At 57.8% G+C, this 20,352-nt stretch carries 17 protein-coding genes and 1 riboswitch; of the genes, 7 read left to right on the top strand and 10 right to left on the bottom strand.

Going from position 1 to position 20,352, the window contains the following annotated elements; all coding sequences use genetic code 11:
- Window positions 1-14: 14 nt before the first annotated feature.
- The 8 genes from BS626_RS13010 to BS626_RS13045 all read right to left on the bottom strand — a co-directional run bounded on the left by BS626_RS13010 (window position 15) and on the right by BS626_RS13045 (window position 9,989).
- Complete coding sequence (locus BS626_RS13010; RefSeq protein ID WP_075182831.1) at window positions 15-611, bottom strand: fimbrial protein; 597 nt, start codon at window positions 609-611, stop codon at window positions 15-17.
- The gene (locus BS626_RS13015) at window positions 608-1,060 is read right to left on the bottom strand and encodes a hypothetical protein (protein WP_075182832.1); all 453 of its coding nucleotides are present in this window, start codon (window positions 1,058-1,060) and stop codon (window positions 608-610) included. The genes BS626_RS13010 and BS626_RS13015 overlap by 4 nt, the downstream gene beginning before the upstream one ends.
- Window positions 1,060-3,558 (bottom strand): fimbria/pilus outer membrane usher protein, encoded by a 2,499-nt coding sequence (locus BS626_RS13020; protein WP_075182833.1) that lies wholly within the window; start codon window positions 3,556-3,558, stop codon window positions 1,060-1,062. Before BS626_RS13020 ends, BS626_RS13015 begins: the two co-directional genes overlap by 1 nt.
- A 22-nt stretch (window positions 3,559-3,580) precedes the next feature.
- Window positions 3,581-4,312 carry a molecular chaperone gene (locus BS626_RS13025; protein WP_075182834.1) on the bottom strand — a complete coding sequence of 244 codons (732 nt, stop codon included), beginning with the start codon at window positions 4,310-4,312 and terminating at the stop codon, window positions 3,581-3,583.
- Between the two features lie 105 nt (window positions 4,313-4,417).
- On the bottom strand, window positions 4,418-4,969 hold the full coding sequence (locus BS626_RS13030) for a fimbrial protein (RefSeq protein WP_075182835.1): 552 nt from the start codon (window positions 4,967-4,969) through the stop codon (window positions 4,418-4,420).
- A gap of 359 nt (window positions 4,970-5,328) precedes the next feature.
- Window positions 5,329-6,246, bottom strand: a complete 918-nt coding sequence (gene panS, locus BS626_RS13035) for a ketopantoate/pantoate/pantothenate transporter PanS (protein WP_075182836.1) — start codon at window positions 6,244-6,246, stop codon at window positions 5,329-5,331.
- A gap of 175 nt (window positions 6,247-6,421) precedes the next feature.
- Window positions 6,422-7,777: a lysine-sensitive aspartokinase 3 gene (gene lysC / locus BS626_RS13040; RefSeq protein WP_075182837.1), complete on the bottom strand. Its 1,356-nt coding sequence runs from the start codon at window positions 7,775-7,777 to the stop codon at window positions 6,422-6,424.
- A 127-nt stretch (window positions 7,778-7,904) separates the two neighbouring features.
- Window positions 7,905-8,100: riboswitch (Lysine riboswitch) on the bottom strand.
- Window positions 8,101-8,129: 29 nt separating this feature from the next.
- Complete coding sequence (locus BS626_RS13045; RefSeq protein WP_083615966.1) at window positions 8,130-9,989, bottom strand: sodium:proton antiporter; 1,860 nt, start codon at window positions 9,987-9,989, stop codon at window positions 8,130-8,132.
- A 205-nt stretch (window positions 9,990-10,194) separates the two neighbouring features.
- On the opposite strand from BS626_RS13045, the gene pgi reads away from it, so the two are divergent.
- The gene (pgi, locus tag BS626_RS13050) at window positions 10,195-11,841 is read left to right on the top strand and encodes a glucose-6-phosphate isomerase (RefSeq protein ID WP_075182838.1); all 1,647 of its coding nucleotides are present in this window, start codon (window positions 10,195-10,197) and stop codon (window positions 11,839-11,841) included.
- Window positions 11,842-11,897: 56 nt separating this feature from the next.
- Here the strand turns inward: pgi and pitA are convergent, their stop codons facing one another.
- Window positions 11,898-13,403, bottom strand: a complete 1,506-nt coding sequence (gene pitA / locus BS626_RS13055; RefSeq protein ID WP_075182839.1) for an inorganic phosphate transporter PitA — start codon at window positions 13,401-13,403, stop codon at window positions 11,898-11,900.
- A 239-nt stretch (window positions 13,404-13,642) separates the two neighbouring features.
- Between pitA and BS626_RS13060 the strand changes: the two genes are divergently transcribed.
- The 6 genes from BS626_RS13060 (at window position 13,643) to BS626_RS13085 (ending at window position 18,386) form a co-directional block, all read left to right on the top strand.
- Entirely contained in the window at window positions 13,643-14,827 is a 1,185-nt protein-coding gene (locus tag BS626_RS13060) for an NAD(P)/FAD-dependent oxidoreductase (RefSeq protein WP_075183031.1), read from the top strand.
- A gap of 648 nt (window positions 14,828-15,475) precedes the next feature.
- The gene (locus BS626_RS13065; protein WP_083615967.1) at window positions 15,476-16,117 is read left to right on the top strand and encodes a LuxR C-terminal-related transcriptional regulator; all 642 of its coding nucleotides are present in this window, start codon (window positions 15,476-15,478) and stop codon (window positions 16,115-16,117) included.
- Between the two features lie 357 nt (window positions 16,118-16,474).
- On the top strand, window positions 16,475-16,657 hold the full coding sequence (locus BS626_RS13070) for a hypothetical protein (RefSeq protein WP_139308831.1): 183 nt from the start codon (window positions 16,475-16,477) through the stop codon (window positions 16,655-16,657).
- Between the two features lie 45 nt (window positions 16,658-16,702).
- Window positions 16,703-17,605, top strand: a complete 903-nt coding sequence (locus BS626_RS13075; protein ID WP_075182842.1) for a hypothetical protein — start codon at window positions 16,703-16,705, stop codon at window positions 17,603-17,605.
- A complete protein-coding gene (locus BS626_RS19020) occupies window positions 17,584-18,129 on the top strand; it encodes a methyl-accepting chemotaxis protein (RefSeq protein WP_075182843.1) in 546 nt (181 codons plus the stop codon). The genes BS626_RS13075 and BS626_RS19020 overlap by 22 nt, the downstream gene beginning before the upstream one ends.
- The gene (locus tag BS626_RS13085) at window positions 18,126-18,386 is read left to right on the top strand and encodes a hypothetical protein (protein ID WP_075182844.1); all 261 of its coding nucleotides are present in this window, start codon (window positions 18,126-18,128) and stop codon (window positions 18,384-18,386) included. Before BS626_RS19020 ends, BS626_RS13085 begins: the two co-directional genes overlap by 4 nt.
- A gap of 25 nt (window positions 18,387-18,411) precedes the next feature.
- Here the strand turns inward: BS626_RS13085 and BS626_RS13090 are convergent, their stop codons facing one another.
- Window positions 18,412-20,256 (bottom strand): bifunctional diguanylate cyclase/phosphodiesterase, encoded by a 1,845-nt coding sequence (locus tag BS626_RS13090; RefSeq protein ID WP_075182845.1) that lies wholly within the window; start codon window positions 20,254-20,256, stop codon window positions 18,412-18,414.
- Window positions 20,257-20,352: the final 96 nt, after the last annotated feature.

The raw sequence follows: 20,352 nt of genomic DNA on the forward strand, positions 1-20,352 counted from the left end.
CGCCTCGCGCGGGGTCATTTATAGCTTAGGGTAAAGTTTACCGCAGCGTTGGCGGAGCCGGAAAGCGTCACCGGCTGGGTTTGTACGTAGCGCGCCTGAAAATCCAGCGTCATCTCTCCCGGCCGCACCGGCGCCGCCGGCGTAAAAACCCCCAGTGGGACAGGCGTGCTGCCGTTTTCGCGTAAAATTTGGATGCCAATTCCCTGCGCGGTGGCACCATTTTTTAGCCCCAGAACGCCCTGTTCAGGCCCAACGCTGGCGGAGCCCGCCGCGCCGTCAAACTTAATGTTAACCATGTTGCTTAAGGCGCTACCGATCGCGCACTGGGTCAGTGGAATGTGGAAGGCGCTTAACGGGGCGCCGGTCACGCCGGGGGGACGGATGGCATCCCTGGCAACATGGCCCATGTTGACCGTTTTACTGCCGGCGTCGGCGGGGACAGTACAGCTGTCGGCCTGAACGGAAAAGGTCATCGAACCGCGCAAAAAAGTATAGCCCCCGGCGCTGAGCTCCATGGTGGTCGTCACCTGATGCGGCCCCGGTTCGACATCCCCCGTTTTAATCAGGAAGACGCCAAAGCCGTAATACTGCGGGGGGAGTGATGCACTCATATTGGCGGCGTCAAACGTTGTCGGAAAAAAAACGCATCGTAGGCGCCCCCGCTCAGCTTAAATTTTACCAGTACGCCGATTCCGGGCACATTCGTGGAATGGACCTTGCCGTCGCTATTGTCGACGCCCGGGACGCGAATATCGGGCAGCAGCGCACCGTTAGTAATACGGCTGATGATTTGGGCGGATTTTCCGCACGTCAGTCCCTCGTAACTGCCAAAATTTACCGGATCGGTGCGCGTTTCGGTTTCAATTACGGTTCCCGGCGTCCAGCTGCGGCGAATATCTTGCGCGCCGAGCGTTCGGGATGCCTGAAGGGTCGCATCACTGTAAGTTTTTATCCCCAGCCACCCCTTGGTGTAATACTGACATTTCGTGGCGGTGGGAGCGGCTCCGGCAGCCGAAGTAAAAAACAATAGCAGGAGAAAAATGGGTTTTATATTGATCATCAGGGCTGTTCACTCACTTGGCCACGACACGCGGCGGTACTGTAATTCAAACCATCAGCGTGTGCAGCACCGTCTACCGTGATGTCAGCTGCGCAGCGCTGCGAAGCGCTTATTCCCCAGCTGGCGGTGATCCGCACGCGCTTTTCCGCTTCGGGCAAATTAATGAGCGCCTGTCCTGCCTGCCCGACTAACGTCAATTCGTTACCTTTTTCATCCGATATTGCGGCACCAAACGGAACATAGCTGCCATCCTGACGTTTGAGCTGGGCCAGCAAACGCTGATTTTTCGTCACCCGATAGCGCAGGGCCACAATCGCGCCTTGTCGTGGATAAACTTGCTGAACGCGTCCATCAATATCGACGCGGTTATCCACATTGCGCGTATCCAGCAGCACGCGGTTAGCGCGATAGGGGCGGAGATAAGGCACCAGCGCATAGCCGCGGCTGTTGGTTACCGCCGTGGGGGCATTTTGTAACCGTACGCCGGGCGTGTGATCGACTTCAACCAGTCCGACGGTGTCGCCCAGGCGCTGGCTGAACTCTACCCCGCCGGCGTGCATCAGTAGCGAACCACTGGCACTCATATTTCCGCTATGGTATTGCGGGCCGCGGGACACGCCGGCGTTAAGCTGCGCCCAGGACGTCAGCCAGCCTCCGGAGGCCGCATATTCCGTGCTCTTTTGCTGCTGCTGGTGCTGCAGGTTCAGGTTGTAGCTGAACTGACTGTGTTGGCCAGCGGAGCCGTTAAGGCCCACATTTTCACTGTAATCTCCGTCGCCATGACGACTCCCCGAAGCGGTAACGTTCATGCGGCCGAGCGGCACTGAAAGCGTCAGCGATAATTCAGTATCCTGTTCCTTCAGATTCTGGCTCTTATGAAATGTCCGGCTGAGGTACATGCCTACGTTCAGGATGCCCAGCATGGTTGTGAATCCAGACTGTATCTGTCGGCTCTTCCGGGCGCTGTGCCACCAGGTCTGTTGATAGACGTTCATATAGAAGGCGCTGCCTTCACCAAGATTCTGCGTCAGTGACACTTCCAGCCGGTTGCGTTCATTGTCCGCCGTGCCGCCCAGCAGATGGAGAGCGTGGCGCTCATTGACCGCTTCAGTAAAAGAGCGATAGCCCTCCGTGGAGTGGCGGTAGCTGGCGAAGCGTACGTTGGTTCCACTGTCAAACGCCTTCCCGTAGCGCAGACTGTAACTTTGACCGGCTTTATGCAGCTCACGATAGTGTGTCCGTGACCAGGCCGTTTCCAGCGCAACGGCGCCCCATTGGCCAAGATTCTTACCGAGGCTAATTTGCGCCTTCTGAAACATGTCGCTGATCGTCGCGCCGGCGGCCAGTGTGATGTCATGCCCCATCCCCCGCGCGCCCGACAGCTGGCCAAATACGGGTTGTACAAAATCACCGCCACCGGAATGGGATTGATATTTGCCCATCGCGATGTTGTAGCGCCATGTTCCCTGACGCAGCAGATTACCCAGCGTGGCAAATGGCTGAGTAAATTGACGAACCGAACCGTCGGCCTCGGTGATGGTCACTTCAAGATCGCCATTGCCGGATGCCGTATTCAGATCGCGAATTTCAAACGGCCCGGGTGGCACCCAGGTGGTGTAAAGAGAGTAGCCGTGCTGCTTAATTTCCACTTTCGCCTGCGAATTTGCCACGCCGCGAATCACCGGCGAATAGCCTTGCATCGAGTCGGGTAGCATTTGCACCACGGAACCAAATTGCACACCGCGAAAAGGCACGCTTTCCATCACGTCTCCGCCGGTAAATAGCTCTCCGGCCTGCGCGCTGCCGAGCGTGCCGGGCAAATCTTTTTCCACGTAAGTGTTATAAGTCTGCCAATGGCGCTGATCATTCCATGAGGCTGAGGAGCGTAAGTGGAAGCCATAAAAATTGAAGCCACCGTCAAGATAGGCGCTCTTATTCTCGCTACTGCGGCTGTTTTTGGCTGATACCCGGGCCGCAGCCAGCTGATAATTCACTAACAGGGCGTTAATGCCATCGTCCCACGCGGCGGGATCGATGTAGCCTCTGGCCGTGGTGTCCAGAAAACGCTGCGGGATCTGCAGCATCAGCTTGAGCTTTTGACTGTCAAAAGCGATCGTAGCCCCGGCAATGTGTTCAGTGAGCGACGCGCAGTGTGCGTCTGCGAAGGTGTCCAGCGCGGAGCGACTCAGGCCGGCCTCTTGCAGCAGCGACGTCGGCAGGCAAGGTACCAGCTTGCCTGCCTGCAGGCGAAAGTCCAGCATATACTGTCCCAGTTCGTCGCGGTTCACCCAGACGGAGACCAGGTACTGTCCGGGCGGCATCTCCCGCTTTTGCAGGACCGCATTCAGGTCCAGCCGATCGCTACTACCGGCCGGAGAGGGGTTCATAAAGTCCTGATCAAACTCCTCACTGCCGGCGGCCTGCGGTGGCATTCCCCACGCGATGCCAATCGCCAGGGTCAGTAACGAAGCGCGAAACTGAGGTGACTGTCTGTTCATCGTGTCATCCGTGCGCCGTCGCTCAGTCCAGTGTCACATCCGGTTTTGGTGAGATGCCACCGTAGTCATTGATAATCGAAAAGTGGACAGTGCCCTGGCGGGAAGCCGTTTTGCCAGACAGCGCATAATCGTGGTGGCTAAAGGGCTTCAGCATCACGGGATCGCTCACGTTAAAGGTATGACCGCCGCTGGAGAAGCGTATCTCAGAGAAGCTCAGGTTCCACGGCGAGGGGTTAGTGACCCGCAGGTGTGCCTGACCGCCCTGATCGACTCGCGCCCACTTGAGCGTTGCCGCGGCCTGGTCCGGCGAGCCGGCTAACCCGGTTGGGCGGTAAAAGAGTTTCAGCCGGGTACGAATCGCGACGGTCAGCTGATTGCTGGCGCCGGTTTTACTGACCGTGGGAATCTCCTGTGCATTAAAGTAATACACGCTCTCCCGATCGGTGGGCAGCGCCGGGCGAGGCAGCGGGATAATCTTAACGATTTGCTCCTCAGAAGGCGCGACGCGAAAAAGCGTTGGCGTAACGATAAACGGAATTTCTTCATCGCTGCGTTCGCTCTCGCCGTTGATCCAGACCTGTACGGCATAATTATCTTTAGAGACGTTGCTCAGAGTGGCGGTGGCGCTGTTATCATTCTGATTAAATATGATCCGGGTCTTATTGACCATAATACCAGCGCGGGCAGCGGAGAGAGAGATCGTTGATAAAAGCGCAATGAGCAGCATTTTTTTGATAAAAGTGCGCAGGGACATAGCGTATCCAAATAAGTTTTTTGTCGAGGAAATACAATCCATCCTGGTCTGCATTTTTTCCGGCGCAGTGCTGCGCCGGTCATAAGCTTTATGAGGGATAACGTATTATTTATAGCTGATGATAAAGCCGACTTTGCCATCAGCCGAGCCCGCTTGCGCCTGGCCTAAAGCAACATATTGCGCCTGAAAGCTGAGTGGTTTTTCCAGACTGTACTCAGGGGAATCTTTGCCCATCAGCAATTCAGCGTTGTTACTGTCCAGCAGGCGAATGGCCACGTTCTTCGCTTCTTTGCCGCCGTCGGCTTTTAACTTAATATATTGCTGATTATCACCCGCCGTGCCGCTCATGGACGTAAAGCGAACGGAACCGGTCTTCCCCGTCAGATCACAGTTGCCGGCACCGCCCGAGGCGCTGTCGGTTACGGAAATCGTAAAGGTTGCCCCTCCCGCCGTATCATTTGCATTTTGCAGGCTGCTGGTTTGCACCGAGCCCATTTGAACGGTCTTATTATTGCCATTACCGTCCGTCACGGAAGCTGAACAGGTGCTGTCTTCGACGCTCCCCTCAAAGTTGATGGTGCCATCGATGGCCTGCGCGAAGATCGGCGTAAAGCTGATAACCGTGGTCAGGAAAAGGGCGATAAGCGATTTTTTCATTTTCTCTTCCTTCTATTTTCTATCAATAAAAATTAATAGGCTGAGCGGTTTTTGCCCAGCTTTAATCGTCGTCATTGCGAACTGACAGTATTTTTTAATGAACTATAAGCGACGTATTCTAATTAACAGGTAGAGAAAATAAACACAGAAACATTCATTAATATTACTTTCGATATTTTATATCGCAAGTATTTGTTTTGTTAATCTAAACGATTTATTTAGACTAGTTAATCGACAGTTAACGGGCATGGCATGAAGAATATTAAGTTATGTGATGTGTTTGTCGGAGGCGTTCAGCGTGGAGTGCGGCGCCGAGCGGCCCGGCAACGCGTCCGGGCCGCTCGGCGGAGGCAGAGAGGTTAATCTTTATGCGTAGGGCGGCCGGACCACCAGCCCGCCAGCAGCGAGCCGGACAGGTTATGCCAGACGGAGAACAGGGCGCCGGGCAGGGCCGCCAGCGGAGAGAAGTAGAGTTTGCCGAGCGTAGCGGCCAGACCGGAGTTTTGCATCCCGACCTCCAGCGCCAGCGTGCGGCAGGTGGATTCGTCAAAGCCAAACAGCTTACCGCCCCAGTAGCCGCCGAGCAGACCGATAGTGTTATGCAGGATCACCGCGGCAATCACCACCAGCCCCACGGAGCCAATAAAACCCTGGCTGCCGGCAACCACGGCGCTGATGATAAGCAGAATACAGATCATGGAAAAGGCGGGGAGATAGGGTTCTATCCGCTTTACCAGTGGGTTCAGGGTGTGGTGCACCATCAGCCCGAGGGTGATTGGAATCAGCACGATTTTCACAATGCTCAACAACATGCCCACCACGTCAACCGTGATATGGGTATCGACATATAAGCGCGTCAGCAGTGGAGTCGCCACCACCCCAACCAGCGCTGACACTGAGGAGATGGTCACCGACAGCGCCACGTCACCCTTTGCCAGATAGATCATCACGTTGGAGGCGGTGCCGCTGGCCACGCTGCCGACCAGAATCATACCGGCGGCGAGGTCCGGCGGCATGTGAAACAGTTTTGCCAGCCCCCATGCCGCCAGCGGCATCACCAGATAGTGTAAAAAAGTGCCGGCAATCACCGGCGCCGGACGCAGCAACACCCGTTTAAAATCATCTATATGCAGCGTCACGCCCATGCCAAACATGATCAGCATCAGCAGGGTACTGATCCAGGGGCCGACGGCCAGAAAGGGGGTGGGTGCAGTGAAAGCGGCGAAGGAGAGCAGCAGCGCCCACAGTGGGAAAAGCCGGGTAAAAATGGCAAGCATGTCCAGTAGTCCTTAAGCAGTCGAAGAGAAACAGACGTCTTTTCTGGCCGGAACCGGGCGCAGACGTCCGCCCGATCATAGCATCAACGCGTAAGAGGCTGGGCGAGGTAAGCACGGGAAAAATCAGCAGAAAACCCCACCTGAGTGGGGTTTTGCCAGTCGAATCGCAGGTGTGTTATTCGAACAGATTGCGGTGCAGCGTTTGTACCACCTGCTCGGCATCCTGTCCGGGTACCAGGAAGCAGAGGTTATAGCTGCTGGCGCCGTAGCAGATCATCCGCAGGTTAAAAGGCTCCAGCACGCCAAATACCTCTTTACCCACGCCGCAGGCCTGCGACAGGTTATTGCCGATCAGGGCCACCAGCGCCAGATTTTCTTCCACTTCTACCCGGCACAGCGAAGAGAGTTCGGTCAGCAGCGCCTGGGTCAGCAGGGTATCCCCGGTAGAGGTCGAGCCGGTGGTATCCAGCGTCAGCGCCACGCTCACCTCCGATGTGGTGATCAAGTCAACCGACATATTGTGACGGGCGAGGATATTAAACACTTCCGCAAGGAAGCCGCGCGCATGGAGCATGTTCAGGCTGTGTAGCGTCAGCAGCGTCTGGCGGCGCCGCAGTGCCAGCGCACGAAACAGCGGCGGATTCTGCGTTTCATTGCACACGCGGGTGCCGCCGGCGGCCGGATCTTTGCTGGAGCCGACGAACACCGGAATGTCACTGCGCACCGCCGGCAGCAGGGTCGCCGGATGCAGTACTTTGGCGCCAAAGGTCGCCATTTCGGCCGCTTCTTCAAAGGTAATTTCATCTATACGCTTGGCCGTTGGCACCACGCGCGGATCAGTAGTGTAAATACCGGGCACATCCGTCCAGATATCGACGCGGCCGGCGTGCAGCGCTTCGCCCAGCAGGGCGGCGGTGTAGTCGCTGCCGCCGCGGCCCAGGGTCGTGGTACGGCCTTTGGCCTCGCTGCCGATAAAGCCCTGCGTCACCACCAGTGCCTCGCGCAGACGCGGCTGCAGCTGGTTTTTGGCCAGTTCCGCCAGTGCGGCGACATCTGGTTCGGCGCGGCCAAAGCGATCGTTAGTGTGCATCACTTTGCGCACGTCGAACCATTCGGCATTGATCCCGCGCTGGCGCAGGATTTCGACGAACAGCAGGGTAGACATCAGTTCGCCATGGCTGACCAGCTCGTCGGTGAGTGCCGTAGAATTGGCCAGCGCGGCCGCCTCAGACAGCACGGTAATGTTGTCCAGTATCCGATCAATCTCTTCACGGATCACCGCGGGCTGCGATAGCTTATCAATGATGGCGTACTGAATTCGGCGGATTTCGTCGAGCAGGCGCGCGCGCGGTTCCTGCTCCTGCCCCTCCGCCAGGCTCACCAGCAGGTTGGTCACGCCGGCGGAGGCAGACAGCACCACCAGGCGGGTATTGTCGTCGGCCAGCACCACGTCGGCGCTGCGGTTCATCGCTGCGAAATCAGCGACGCTGGTGCCGCCGAACTTGGCGACGATTAATGCAGATTGGGACATACTATTTACAACCTCGTGTCAGCTTCTCCCGGGGCGTAAGGCGGCCGCTCGGGAAGCGAATATTCTGTCAGCATTGGCACAAGGGAAGAGCAGAGACGGGGGAGCGTAGAGCGGTATTCGCTACGGGTCACCCAGAAGCGCCCCACCTTGCGGTACGTTCGCCGGGCGAACGTATCGGGTGACAACCCAGAGGATTCAGCCCCTGCGGTCGATGATCCCCGCTACCGCGGCGGGAATCACCTCGGCGTCGATCCCCCTGATGTGTTTTCACCGGATACGGTTCCTCCAACACACTGCCTGGTCGACGCGCCTCTTCTGGCTTGCGCACGCATGCGCAAGTAGTGCATTACATTTAACGGGTTATCAGGGGTGTGTCAATGGCAGATGGATGAACGTCTTTCACATTGTCCACGCTTTCCCCCGCGCCGGCAGGCGGCGGTACCAGCGCAATCAGCGTGCAGGGCGGTTGCGGTGGGGACTCCGCGCTCACCGGCAGCAGGCCTTCTTCTTCGCGCAGGCTAAACAGCGGGATAGCCGCAGGGTTTTTCTCCAGATAGTCCAGCCAGCCAAAATTCTCATTCAGCCGGGTGCTCTTAACGGTGGCGCCGCGGGCAATCAGTCCGCTCAGGCGCGCCCAGTTTTGCTCGGGGCCGAACAGCACCTCGTGGCGGCGAAAGCGCGGGCTTTCGGCATCGCCTCGGCCGCGCAGCACCGAACCGGAGCGGATTGCGCGTACCTTATCCTCGCCGAACAGATGGCTGAAGTGATACACCGCCAGCGCGTTTTGGTGACGGTTAGGCGACAGCGCCAGCACCTGTGCGGTGTCGCTCAGGTCGAGATAGTTCTCGGCGTGCTCTGACCACGCGTGGCCATAGTAGGCTGCGAGCCCCTCCATGCGCGCCTGGCGGTAATACTCCCAGCTGCTGTCGGTAAGCTGCACCGGCAGGCCCTGCTTGTGTAGCGCCTGAGCCAGAGCCCGCGCCACGCTGTTAGCACCGATAATCAGGACGCCGCGCGGCTCGCGACGCTGCACGCGCAGCCAGCGCGCCAGCGGGCGGCTGGTGAGACTCTGCAGCACCACCGTACCAATAATCACCGCGAAGACTACCGTCACCAGCCGGCCGGCGCCCTGGTAGCCATTCTGCTCAAGCGTCAGGGCAAACAGCGAGCTGACGGCAGCGGCCACGATACCGCGCGGGGCGATCCAGCTGAGTAGCAATTTATCCCGCCAGTGCAGGCTACCGCCGAGGGTAGAGGCCAGCACGCACAGCGGCCGGGCGATAAACTGTACCACCAGCAGCAGCGCCAGTAGTGGCCAGCCGAGTGCCAGTAGCGCGTGCAGATCCAGGCGGGCGGCCAGAATAATAAACAGCCCGGAGATCAGCAGCGCTGATAGCTCTTCTTTAAAGGCGATGATATCGCTGAGGTCGATATCGCGCATGTTGGCCAGCCAGATACCCATTACCGTGACCGTCAGCAGGCCGGACTCGTGCGCCAACGCATTGGACATGCCAAAGGCGGTCAGCACGATGGCCAACACGGCGAAGTTTTGCAGGTAGCCCGGTATCAGCACTCGGCGCAATATCTGCCCGGTCAGCCAGCCAAACAGCACACCGGCCAGCAGCCCCACGCCGAGGGTCAGACCAAAGGTCCAGAACAGGTGGGTCAATGACTCGGCTTTCTGATGTAGCACAATAAATTCAAACACCAGCAGGGTGAAAATGGCGCCGACGGGATCGATAACGATCCCTTCCCAGCGCAAAATCTGGTTAATGGCGGCGTTTGGACGCACGACCCGCATCAGCGGCGCGATCACCGTCGGGCCGGTGACCACGGTGACGGCACCCACCAGTGCCGCAAGCTCAGGAGGGAAATTCAGCAGCCACCAGCAGGCGCCGCTGATCACCAGGAAAGTTACCAGCATGCCGACGGTGACCAGATTTCGCACCACGCCGCCCAGGCCGCGCACCTCATCGATGCGCAGGGTCAGGGCACCTTCAAACAGGATGATCGCAACCGACAGGGAAACCAGCGGAAACAGCAGATCACCAAAAAGCGCATCGGGCTGCAAAACGTGGCTTACTGGCCCGAGTAGAATGCCAAAAATCAGTAGCGGTAAAATGGCCGGTAAGCGTAACAACCACGCCAGCCACTGCGCCGCCAGCGAACTGAAGCCGATGACCACCAATAACAGGGGGGCGGATAACGTCATAAAACTTTTCCTTTCTTCGAGGGGAATGGCGCATACTGAAACGTGATGCGGACCTCATGTCCGCAACAACATCTTCAGGGTCAGGACACATAACAGCGTGGCAGGGCCACGCTTACTTAGCATAAAAGCTTTGTGCTAAAGCGGCAAAGCGAACACCCGGTCCGACCCGATCGACGGTTCCTGTAAAAACTAAAAGAGTGTTGTTATGAAGAATATTAATCCGACACAAACCGCCGCCTGGCAGGCTCTGCAGACCCATTATGAACAGATGAAAGACGTGACGATTGCCGATCTGTTTGCCGAAGATAGCGATCGTTTTTCCCGTTTTTCTGCCACATTTGATGATCAGATGCTGGTGGATTTCTCTAAAAACCGCCTTAACCAGCAGACGCTGGACGCGCTGCAGGCGCTGGCGCGGGAAACCGACCTCAGCGGTGCCATTCGCGCCATGTTCAGCGGTGAAAAGATCAACCGTACAGAAGACCGCGCCGTGCTGCACGTTGCGCTGCGCAATCGTAGCAACAGCCCGATTGTGGTCGACGGTAAAGACGTGATGCCGGAAGTCAACCGCGTGCTGGCGAAGATGAAAGCCTTCTCCGGGCGGATCATTAGCGGTGAGTGGAAAGGGTACACCGGTAAAGCGATTACCGACGTGGTGAACATCGGTATCGGCGGCTCCGATCTGGGACCCTACATGGTGACCGAAGCGCTGCGTCCGTATAAAAACCACCTCACTATGCACTATGTGTCCAACGTCGACGGTACCCACATCGCGGAAACCCTGAAGCAGGTCAATCCGGAGACCACGCTGTTTTTGGTGGCGTCGAAAACGTTCACTACGCAGGAAACCATGACGAACGCCCACAGCGCGCGCGACTGGTTCCTGCACAGCGCGGGTGATGTGGCCCACGTGGCGAAGCATTTTGCCGCACTCTCTACCAACGCGAAAGCGGTCGGTGAGTTCGGCATCGATACCGACAATATGTTTGAGTTCTGGGACTGGGTTGGCGGGCGCTACTCACTGTGGTCGGCAATCGGGCTGTCCATCATCCTCTCCGTGGGGTTCGAACATTTTGAACAGCTGCTTTCCGGCGCTCACGCGATGGACAAGCACTTCGCCAATACCGCGCCGGAGGAGAATCTGCCGGTGCTGCTGGCGCTGATCGGTATCTGGTACAACAATTTCTTCGGTGCGGAAACCGAAGCGATTCTGCCTTACGACCAGTACATGCACCGTTTTCCCGCTTACTTCCAGCAGGGCAACATGGAATCAAACGGCAAGTACGTTGACCGTAACGGCCAGCCGGTGGACTATCAGACCGGCCCGATCATCTGGGGGGAGCCGGGCACCAACGGTCAGCACGCTTTCTATCAGCTGATTCACCAGGGCACCAAGCTGATTCCCTGCGACTTTATCGCGCCGGCGAAAAGCCACAATCCGCTGGCGGACCACCACAGTAAGCTGCTGTCTAACTTCTTTGCCCAGACTGAAGCGTTGGCGTTTGGCAAATCGCGAGAGGTGGTTGAGAAAGAGTTTGCTGATGCCGGCAAGGATGCGGCGTCCGTCGCGCATATCGTGCCGTTCAAGGTGTTTGAGGGCAACCGTCCGACCAACTCGATCCTGCTGCGTGAGATAACCCCGTACAGCCTGGGCGCGCTGATCGCGCTGTATGAGCATAAAATCTTCACTCAGGGCGCTATCCTGAACATCTTCACCTTCGACCAGTGGGGCGTGGAGCTGGGCAAACAGCTGGCCAGCCGGATCCTGCCGGAGCTGGAGGACGCGGGTGAGATTGGCAGCCACGATAGCTCAACCAATGGCCTGATTAACCGCTATAAAGCCTGGCGCTAAGTCACCGGGATAAAAAAGGGGAAGCCTCGGCTTCCCCTTTTTTTGGCGCATCAGGCTTAAATCAGCTTCAGCGCTATCCAGTACAGGCTACCGGACAACACGATAGAAATTGGCAGGGTGAACACCCAGGCCAGCAGGATATTCTTGATGGTACGCCCCTGCACGCCACCGCCGTCCACCAGCATGGTACCGGCAACCGACGAGGAGAGGATGTGGGTGGTGGAAACCGGCATCCCGGTATAGCTCGCCACGCCAATCGACACTGCGGCCGTCACCTGCGCGGACATCCCCTGAGCATAGGTCATGCCATTACGGCCGATCTTCTCACCGATGGTCACTGCCACCCGGCGCCAGCCCACCATGGTACCCAGCGACAAGGCCAGCGCGACGGCAATGATTATCCAGACCGGCGCGTACTCAATGGTATTCAACAGATCGCCTTTCAGCTTGCTGAGGAAACGCTTATCTTCGGCGCTGGTATCCGGTAACTTCGCCACTTTATCTGCGGTATCCGAGATGCACATCATCAGGCGACGCAGCTGGTTACGCTGCTCTACGCCCAGCGCATCATAGCTCTGCAGATCCCCCAGCAGTTGCTGCGCGTGGTTAATGGCCGGCATCACGCGATCGCTATTGCAGTGAAACTCCGTCTCCGGCGTGGAGACCAGGTTTTCCTGCGGTGCCGGAATGGCCGGCGGCGCCATCTTCACGATGTGCGTCAGCTTATCGCTATTTTGCTGATAATACTGCTCAAGGTGGTTCACCGCGTCCCGGGTACGGGTAATGTCATACCCGGAGGCATTCATGTTCACCACAAAACCGGCCGGGGCCACGCCAATTAGCACCAGCATAATCAGGCCGATGCCCTTCTGGCCGTCGTTGGCGCCGTGTGAATAGCTCACGCCAATCGCGGAGATAATCAGCGCGATCCGCGTCCAGAATGGCGGCTTTTTCTTGCCATCAATCTTTTCGCGATCGGCCGGCGTCATATGGATGCGTGCCCGCTTCTTGGTGCCGCTCCAGTAGCGACGCAGCAGAAACACCAGGCCACCGGCGACAATCAGGCCGATGATGGGTGACACAATCAGCGAGGTAAAGACGCCAATCACCTTCGGCAGGTTCAGCGCCTCGACGACCGAGGTGCCGGTCACCAGCGCATTGGTCAGGCCAACGCCAATAATGGCGCCAATCAGCGTGTGGGAACTGGAGGCCGGTAAACCAAAGTACCAGGTACCGAGGTTCCAGATGATGGCGGCCAGCAGCATGGAAAATACCATTGCCAGGCCGTGGGTAGACCCCACATTTAACAGCAGGTCGGTGGGCAGCAGGTGGACGATGGCATACGCCACGCTGAGTCCGCCCAACAGCACGCCAAAGAAGTTAAACACCCCGGCCATGACCACAGCGAGCTGTGAGCGCATTGCGCGGGTGTAGATAACCGTAGCCACGGCATTCGCCGTGTCGTGAAACCCGTTGATCGCTTCATAAAAGAGGACGAACAGCAGGGCGATGACCAAGAACAGGCCGGTGTGAAAATCAAGACCAGCAAACAGATGCAGCATAACGTTACGCCATTTTTGAGGACATGAACGCGGCGCATTATCTGCGACAAATCACGCTGCGGCAAAGCGAAATCTGGCTTTTTTTAGCAGAAGTTGGCGGATTAGTACATTTAATGGCCGAAATTATGCGAAAAATGAGCGAGTTACGGCCGCCGCTTTCGATGACGCTTTGGTTACGCTGGTATCCCCCTGGCGGACTCACTACAATCAGCCTCTTTTGCTGGCTGCAGGGTGGTGCGGTGGAAAGGTTTGACGTCATTATCATTGGGGCCGGCGCCGCCGGCATGTTTTGCGCTGCGCAGGCCGGCCAGGCCGGGCGCCGCGTGCTGCTGCTCGACAACGGTAAAAAACCGGGACGTAAAATCCTGATGTCCGGCGGTGGCCGCTGTAATTTTACCAATCTGTATACCGATCCGGCGGCCTATCTGTCGCACAATCCCCACTTCTGTAAGTCCGCGCTGGCCCGCTACACCCAGTGGGACTTTATCGATCTGGTCAACCGCCACGGTATTGCCTGGCACGAAAAAACACTGGGTCAGCTGTTTTGTGATGACTCCGCCCAGCAGATTGTCGATCTGCTGGTGAACGAGTGCCAGCGGGGCGGCGTGCAGCTGCGTCTGCGCAGCGAAGTGCTCAGCGTCAGCCGCGATGCGCGTGGTTTTCAGCTGCAGCTGAACGGTACCACGGTGGCGGCGGATAAGCTGGTGATTGCGACCGGCGGCCTGTCGATGCCCGGGCTGGGAGCTTCCCCCTTTGGCTATAAAGTGGCGGAGCAGTTTGGCCTGCGGGTCTATCCGACGCGCGCCGGCCTGGTGCCGTTTACGCTGCACAAGCCGCTGTTGGCGCAGCTGCACACGCTGTCCGGCGTCGCGCTGGATACCGCCATCACCGCCCAGGATGGGACGCGCTTTAAGGAGGCTATGCTATTCACGCACCGCGGGCTCTCCGGTCCGGCGGTGCTGCAGATCTCCAGTTTCTGGCAGCCGGGGGAATACGTCACCGTCGATCTCTCACCGGATCGGGATCTGGCGGAGCTGCTTGATAATGTTCGCGACGCACATCCGAATCAAAGCCTGAAAACCACACTGGCCAAAGTGCTACCGCGGCGACTGGTCGATATACTTCAGGCGCTGGGGCAAATCCCCGACCTCACGCTAAAGCAACTCAACGCCAGGCAGCAGGCGGCGCTGGTGGCCGGGCTGCACGCCTGGCAGGTCCAGCCCAATGGCACAGAGGGCTATCGTACCGCCGAGGTGACGCTGGGCGGCGTCGATACCGATCAGCTCTCCTCGAAAACCCTCGCGGTCCGCGATGTCCCCGGCCTCTACTTTATTGGCGAGGTGGTCGACGTTACCGGCTGGCTGGGCGGCTATAACTTCCAGTGGGCGTGGAGCTCAGCGTGGGCCTGTGCGCAGGATCTGTAATCTGGCTGCGCCGCCCGTCGCTGCGCAGGCGGCCAAAGGGCCCGGCAGGCGGAAGGGGGGCTTTTCCCTGTATCGGGCGTCATGCATTCAGGGCGCGCATTCAGCACCACGGCGGGTGGAAAAAACCGGAATACAGTTATAGTAAATATCTTAAAAAAAGATCAATCAGATAAAAAAAACTGCCCGTTTTTTATCTGACCGGCAGTTTTTTACGCTGATTTCGCGGCTTATGTAAAAAAAAAGATAAGATACTATTAATGCTTTCGAGGTTCTTAAGTATGCTTTTTGGGTGTCTTCAGGAAACGAATGTGGGTGTAATGTCTGATAAAGGTGCTAAAAAACGGTCTGTGCTCACATGATTTTTTTGATCCACAGGCGAGTTCTGTTACCAGCCTTATGAATTATAAATAAAAAATATTTTCTACTAATAAAGCGGTAGTGACGGTAAAAACAGTAAAGTATAAAAATCATAATTAAGGGTGTTGCCATAAGAATTTCCATAAAGCATCAATCCTTTTTTTACTGGGGGTGAACAACTAAAAACATAAAAAGAAAGTGTTTTCAAGATGCACGATTTGGCCGCCGGGAGCGCGGATTGATTGATGAAATCCACCTGCGTATATTTACTGTATTTATGGAGGTGGCGTAATGGAACTACGTACCAGATCAGCAATTGGAAAAGAAGTCATTTTTGTTACCGACGACAGTTTCTTTTCTACGGGAGTATTAGAGAGTCAGGTGGGTGTTGGCAACATATCTGCCATCCGATGGCATGACTTTTTGCATTGCCAGGCGGATAAAAACAATGTTCATTACGTTCTGGATATCTTTTATCACGGTCGATTAAGTCTGGAAATGTACATGCATTTTAAAATGCTGCACACTAAGCGTAGCGCATCTCGATTTTTTATTCTCTACACAGATAAACAACAGGAAGCGATACTGGATATCATTGGCGTCGATATGGAACGCATCGACCGCCGGCTAAGTCTGCGGGCCATGCTGGATATCAGTTGCAAAAAGTCCAGGCATCAATACCGCATCTCCTGCGGATGTTTCGGACGACGGGTTAATTTTACCCGTCGGGAGCTGCAGGTGGTCGTACACATCATTCAGGGGAACTCAGAGAATAAGATTGCCGAGCTGCTGGGAATAAAACCGAAGACGGTGCTGGTCTATAAAAATAAAATTTTCAATAAAATCGGCTGCCGAAGCCTGTGCCAGTTCTATTTTATTGTGCATCCGGTAAAAGACATTCTCATTCACGTGAGCCAGTTGTCCCTGTGCTGAAGGCGCGCGGCGTGGGGGGTACTCCGCAGGGTCAGCCTTGCCCTGCTGCCCCTGGTGCCTAACCTCACGCTGCCGGATGATGGGGAGGTGCCGCTCGCGAGCCGCTGGCCTCCTCCCGGATGAAACGTTTGTCTTCTGGATTTACCCTGGTGAAAACCGGCTTTGCCCGCCAGCGGGTTGCGAAACATCCTGGCAGGACGCAATGTGAGTTCGGAAGGCTATTTGACTTAACACGTATGGTTTAAAAGATTTCGCCCTCTCTCGCCAGGCGAGTTAATCCATACTCTCTATACTGGCCCTGTGCTCTCCAGGGTAATTAACGCCTTTTATAATTATAAAATGCTGGCAAGTCATACCGTGACTGCGTGGTTAAATCGTATCAATCGTCCCCTCAAGTTTACTCCTTGGGCATTGGCGTCCCTGCTGTTTATCGTTCCCACGGCGCGGGTGGTGATCGCGAATAAACAGGCGATTGCCATTAAGGAGACCGAGCTGGCTGGCGTGCCGGATGAGCGAGCGGTGATGCGCCCGCTGGCGTAGCTGCAGCGCCGCGAGCGTCGTGCACCGCAGGCGGAGATCGGCGAGGTGCTCAGCGCGGATCGGTTCCCGCTTTCCCCCTCTTCCGGCAGCAGGCAGTACTGCCCGCATAACAGCACATGGCAAAACCTGAGCCGCGCGATTGCCGCCGGCCAGTATGATGCCAGCGGCAGTATGAAAGTGCATGAGCAGCTGATTGGCCAGCTGCTGACGGCGAATCAGGATATTTTTGATGCCTGGGGGCTGCCGCTCGACAGCGATCTGAGCAGCTGTGCCCTGTTGTCCAGCGGCTGGATTGCGCTGCCGGAGCTGACCGGGAGTCTGGGTAAGTGGCGTGCGTGGGGATCCATGATGCTGGCGCGCGATGAGCCATCCAGCAGCGAGGACAGCAACCAAATCGGTTTCTATCTCGATGCGGTGCGTCAGCAGCGTCAGCGACTTGACGCCGATCTGACCCGGGCCTTTGGTGCGGATCCGGCGCTGAAGGGCGTGCTGCGCGGGGTGCTTACTGAGACGCCGGCCGCCATCGCTGCCCTGACCGAGCGCACCGAGACGATGTTTGCCGGCGCGGCCACCCGCGCGACGCCGACGCAGCACATCGCGGCCTGGAGTGCGGTGATTGACCAGGGATTTGTATTGAGAGAGGCCGTGAGCCGCGCGCTGGCGTCGGTGCGGACTATGACGAAAACCAGATCATCACCGATGCCCGTGAGCCGCGCGCTGGCGTCGGTGCAGCAGCAGCAAATAGCGGAAAAAAGGCTGTCGCTCTGGTTACTGCCTGGCACGTTGCTGATCATCTGCCTGCTGATTCTCGCCTGCGGGGGGCGGTGGTGCTCAGCGTCACGCGCTCACTGCGTCAGACCGTGTCCTTCGCCGGGGAGGTCGCCGCGGATAATCTGTCGCTGTCGGTACGCGGCAATAACGAGACCATGCAGCTGCTGCAGGCGCTGAATACCATGAGCCAGCAGCTGTCGCGGCTGGTGCTGACGGTGAAACAGCATGCGCAGCAGATTCGCCAGTCATCGGAGGAGATTGCGCAGGGGCATGCGCACCTGTCGGCGCGCACTGAGGAGCAGGCTTCTTCGCGGGTCGGGACGGCTGCCAGCATGGATCAGCTTGCGGCAATTGTGCAGCACAATGTCGCAGGAACTGCCGAAGTTTCACGGCTCGCGACGTCGGCTTCCGATATCGCGCTGCGCAGCGGTGAGGCGATGAATGATGTCTTGCAAAGCATGCGTGACATCAGCCACGGCGCCGGCCAGATTCGCGACATGACTGCCGTGATTGACGGCATTGCTTTTCAGACCAACATTCTGGCCCTGAACGCCGCGGTGGAAGGCGCCCGCGCCGGTGAGGCCGGCAAGGGGGTTGCGGTGATTGCCACCGAGGTTCGGGTGCTGGCGCTGCGCTCGGCGCTGTCGGCCAAAGAGATCAGGACCCTGATCGATACCGCGGTCGCCAGGGGATCCGCATGACGGATGAGGCGGGTGACAGGAGGCGCCCGTCGGTGGCAGCGATTCAGCAGACCTCGCTGATGATGAGTGACATTCTGACCGCCTCAAATGCGCAGAGCCAGGGGATTCACCTGGTGAATAGTGCGGTAAATCAGATGGACAACGTTACCCAGCAAAACGCCATTCTGGTTGAGCAATCGGCCGCGGCGGCGACCTCGCTGGCCAATCAGGCCCGCGCGCTGGAAAATACCGTTGCGCTATTTCGCCTGACGGCCTGAGCCCGCGGCAGGCGGCGCGCCGGCATCAGCGTACCGGCCGGGTGCGCCGGATCGGGCGCACCGCCGCGGGTGGGGGGGCATCAGCAATCCGTGCATCACCGTTTGGCAGCCCCGTATGCAGCCACTTCCGCAGCGCGCCGGCAGGTAGCGCGGGCGAATAATAGAAGCCCTGCGCCTGATCGCAGCCATAAGACTGGAGCAGCGTCTGGGTGACCGCATCCTCTACGCCTTCCGCCAGCACCTGATAATTCAGCGCCTTCAGCATGTTGATGATACTGTGGGCAATAATGCGTGAGGCTTCGTCGGAGGCGAGCTCGCTGATCAATGATTTATCCAGCTTGATCACGTCCAGTGGCATATGGCGGAGGTAGCTGATATTGCTGTAGCCGGTGCCAAAATCATCCAGCGACAGGCAGAATCCCTTTTGACTGAGTTTTTTCAGCCCGTCGAGCGCCGCCGGGCTTTCCAGAATGCTTTGTGTTTCCATGCACTCAATCCCCAGCAGCGCGCGCGGCAGTCCGGCACTGTGCATCAGCAGATCAACGCGCGAAGCAAATCCCTCGCGAGAAAAATCACATTCGCTGACATTAATCGAGACCGGCAGCATCTGTCCGTCATCGCGCCACGCGCAGAGTTGAACCACCGTCTGTTGCAGTACCCAGTCGGTCAGCGCCGACATCAGGTTAGTTTGCTCGGCCAGCGGAACAAATATGCCCGGCGGCAGCTCACCGCGCAGGGGGTGGCGCCAGCGCAGCAGCGCCTCCAGGCCGATAGTCTCCCCGCTGTGCAGACAAACTTTCGGCTGATAAACCAGGTAGAGACCGTGGTTATGGCGCAGCGCTTCAGCCAGGTCATTCATCAGCATCAGATCGCTGGTCCGGCGGCGGTCCGTCGCGGCATCAAAATGCACCGCCAGCAGATCGCGATCGGTGGCTTCATGCAGCGCACTGATCGCCCGGCGCAGCCCCTCCTGCGGTGACAGCTCGCCCGCCGTATACCGGGTTTCTCCCACCCGCGGCGTCAGCGCAACGGCAATGCCGTCGCCCAGATCGGCGTTGATCCCCTGCAGCGCGGCGGCAATCGCCGTGATGCTCACCGGCGCCTCCGGCGGAGCAAGGATCGCGAAGCGACCGGTGGCGACGGTATACAGCTTGATCCTGGTTGCGTGACTGAGCCGCTGCGGCAGCAGCGTGGCCATGTGCTTGAGCAGGCGCTCCATTGGGAGCATGCCCCACGCGCGGGCCAAATCATAAATGCGTGCAATGTCCATGCACTCCATCACCACCAGTTGATGAACGCGTCCCGCCGCTTCGTCCTCCAGCGATTGCAGGTCGCGCATCAGTCGCTGGCGATTAGGCAGCCCGGTGATGACATCGAGGAAACTGGCGGCGTGCCAGGCGTCGAGAAACGCCGTCACCAGTTCGGCCAGCAGGGTGAGCGTCGCCAGCTGCGTGCTGGAGAACGCGTGCGGGTGAGTGTCGGTGACGCACAGGGTGCCAAGAATGTGGTTATGGCGATTTTTCAGCGGGATGCCGGCGTAAAAACGGATCCCCGGTGTGCCGACAGCCAACGGGTGCTGCGCAAATCGCGGATCGTCAAACGTGTCCGGGATGACCATCGGCGCATCGTCGTCTACCACATAGCGACAAAAAGAGAGGTCGCGCGAGGAGTTGGTGAGGGGAAATGCGTGGGCGACGGGGATCGTCTGGCGCTCCTGATCCAGCACCGATATAAAACTGCCCGGAATGGCCAGCGCCTGGCTGGCCAGCTCGACAAAGCGCTTAAGTACCCTGTCGCGACTCTCATCCGGCGTTCGCAACAACTGCGCGGCCTGGGCCGCGTCATCATCGCTGTTCAGCGTAATCAACATGGTCTCCTCCGCTCCGGGGATCTGCGGAGGGACAGTCAGGAAAAGGGGCGACGGAACAGTACAGATGCGATTTCGCCAATGGCGCGCCAAAAAAAC

Source organism: Pantoea sp. 1.19, assembly GCF_001922585.1.
In the GTDB taxonomy this organism is placed as follows: Bacteria; Pseudomonadota; Gammaproteobacteria; order Enterobacterales; family Enterobacteriaceae; genus 1-19.

What these genes read in the sequence shown, in the direction of transcription:
- BS626_RS13010 (WP_075182831.1), bottom strand. Translation starts at nt 611, where the DNA reads ATGAGTGCATCACTCCCCCCGCAGTATTACGGCTTTGGCGTCTTCCTG.
- BS626_RS13015 (WP_075182832.1), bottom strand. Translation starts at nt 1,060, where the DNA reads ATGATCAATATAAAACCCATTTTTCTCCTGCTATTGTTTTTTACTTCG.
- BS626_RS13020 (WP_075182833.1), bottom strand. Translation starts at nt 3,558, where the DNA reads ATGAACAGACAGTCACCTCAGTTTCGCGCTTCGTTACTGACCCTGGCG.
- BS626_RS13025 (WP_075182834.1), bottom strand. Translation starts at nt 4,312, where the DNA reads ATGTCCCTGCGCACTTTTATCAAAAAAATGCTGCTCATTGCGCTTTTA.
- BS626_RS13030 (WP_075182835.1), bottom strand. Translation starts at nt 4,969, where the DNA reads ATGAAAAAATCGCTTATCGCCCTTTTCCTGACCACGGTTATCAGCTTT.
- panS (WP_075182836.1), bottom strand. Translation starts at nt 6,246, where the DNA reads ATGCTTGCCATTTTTACCCGGCTTTTCCCACTGTGGGCGCTGCTGCTC.
- lysC (WP_075182837.1), bottom strand. Translation starts at nt 7,777, where the DNA reads ATGTCCCAATCTGCATTAATCGTCGCCAAGTTCGGCGGCACCAGCGTC.
- BS626_RS13045 (WP_083615966.1), bottom strand. Translation starts at nt 9,989, where the DNA reads ATGACGTTATCCGCCCCCCTGTTATTGGTGGTCATCGGCTTCAGTTCG.
- pgi (WP_075182838.1), top strand. Translation starts at nt 10,195, where the DNA reads ATGAAGAATATTAATCCGACACAAACCGCCGCCTGGCAGGCTCTGCAG.
- pitA (WP_075182839.1), bottom strand. Translation starts at nt 13,403, where the DNA reads ATGCTGCATCTGTTTGCTGGTCTTGATTTTCACACCGGCCTGTTCTTG.
- BS626_RS13065 (WP_083615967.1), top strand. Translation starts at nt 15,476, where the DNA reads ATGGAACTACGTACCAGATCAGCAATTGGAAAAGAAGTCATTTTTGTT.
- BS626_RS19020 (WP_075182843.1), top strand. Translation starts at nt 17,584, where the DNA reads ATGCAGCTGCTGCAGGCGCTGAATACCATGAGCCAGCAGCTGTCGCGG.
- BS626_RS13085 (WP_075182844.1), top strand. Translation starts at nt 18,126, where the DNA reads ATGACGGATGAGGCGGGTGACAGGAGGCGCCCGTCGGTGGCAGCGATT.
- BS626_RS13090 (WP_075182845.1), bottom strand. Translation starts at nt 20,256, where the DNA reads ATGTTGATTACGCTGAACAGCGATGATGACGCGGCCCAGGCCGCGCAG.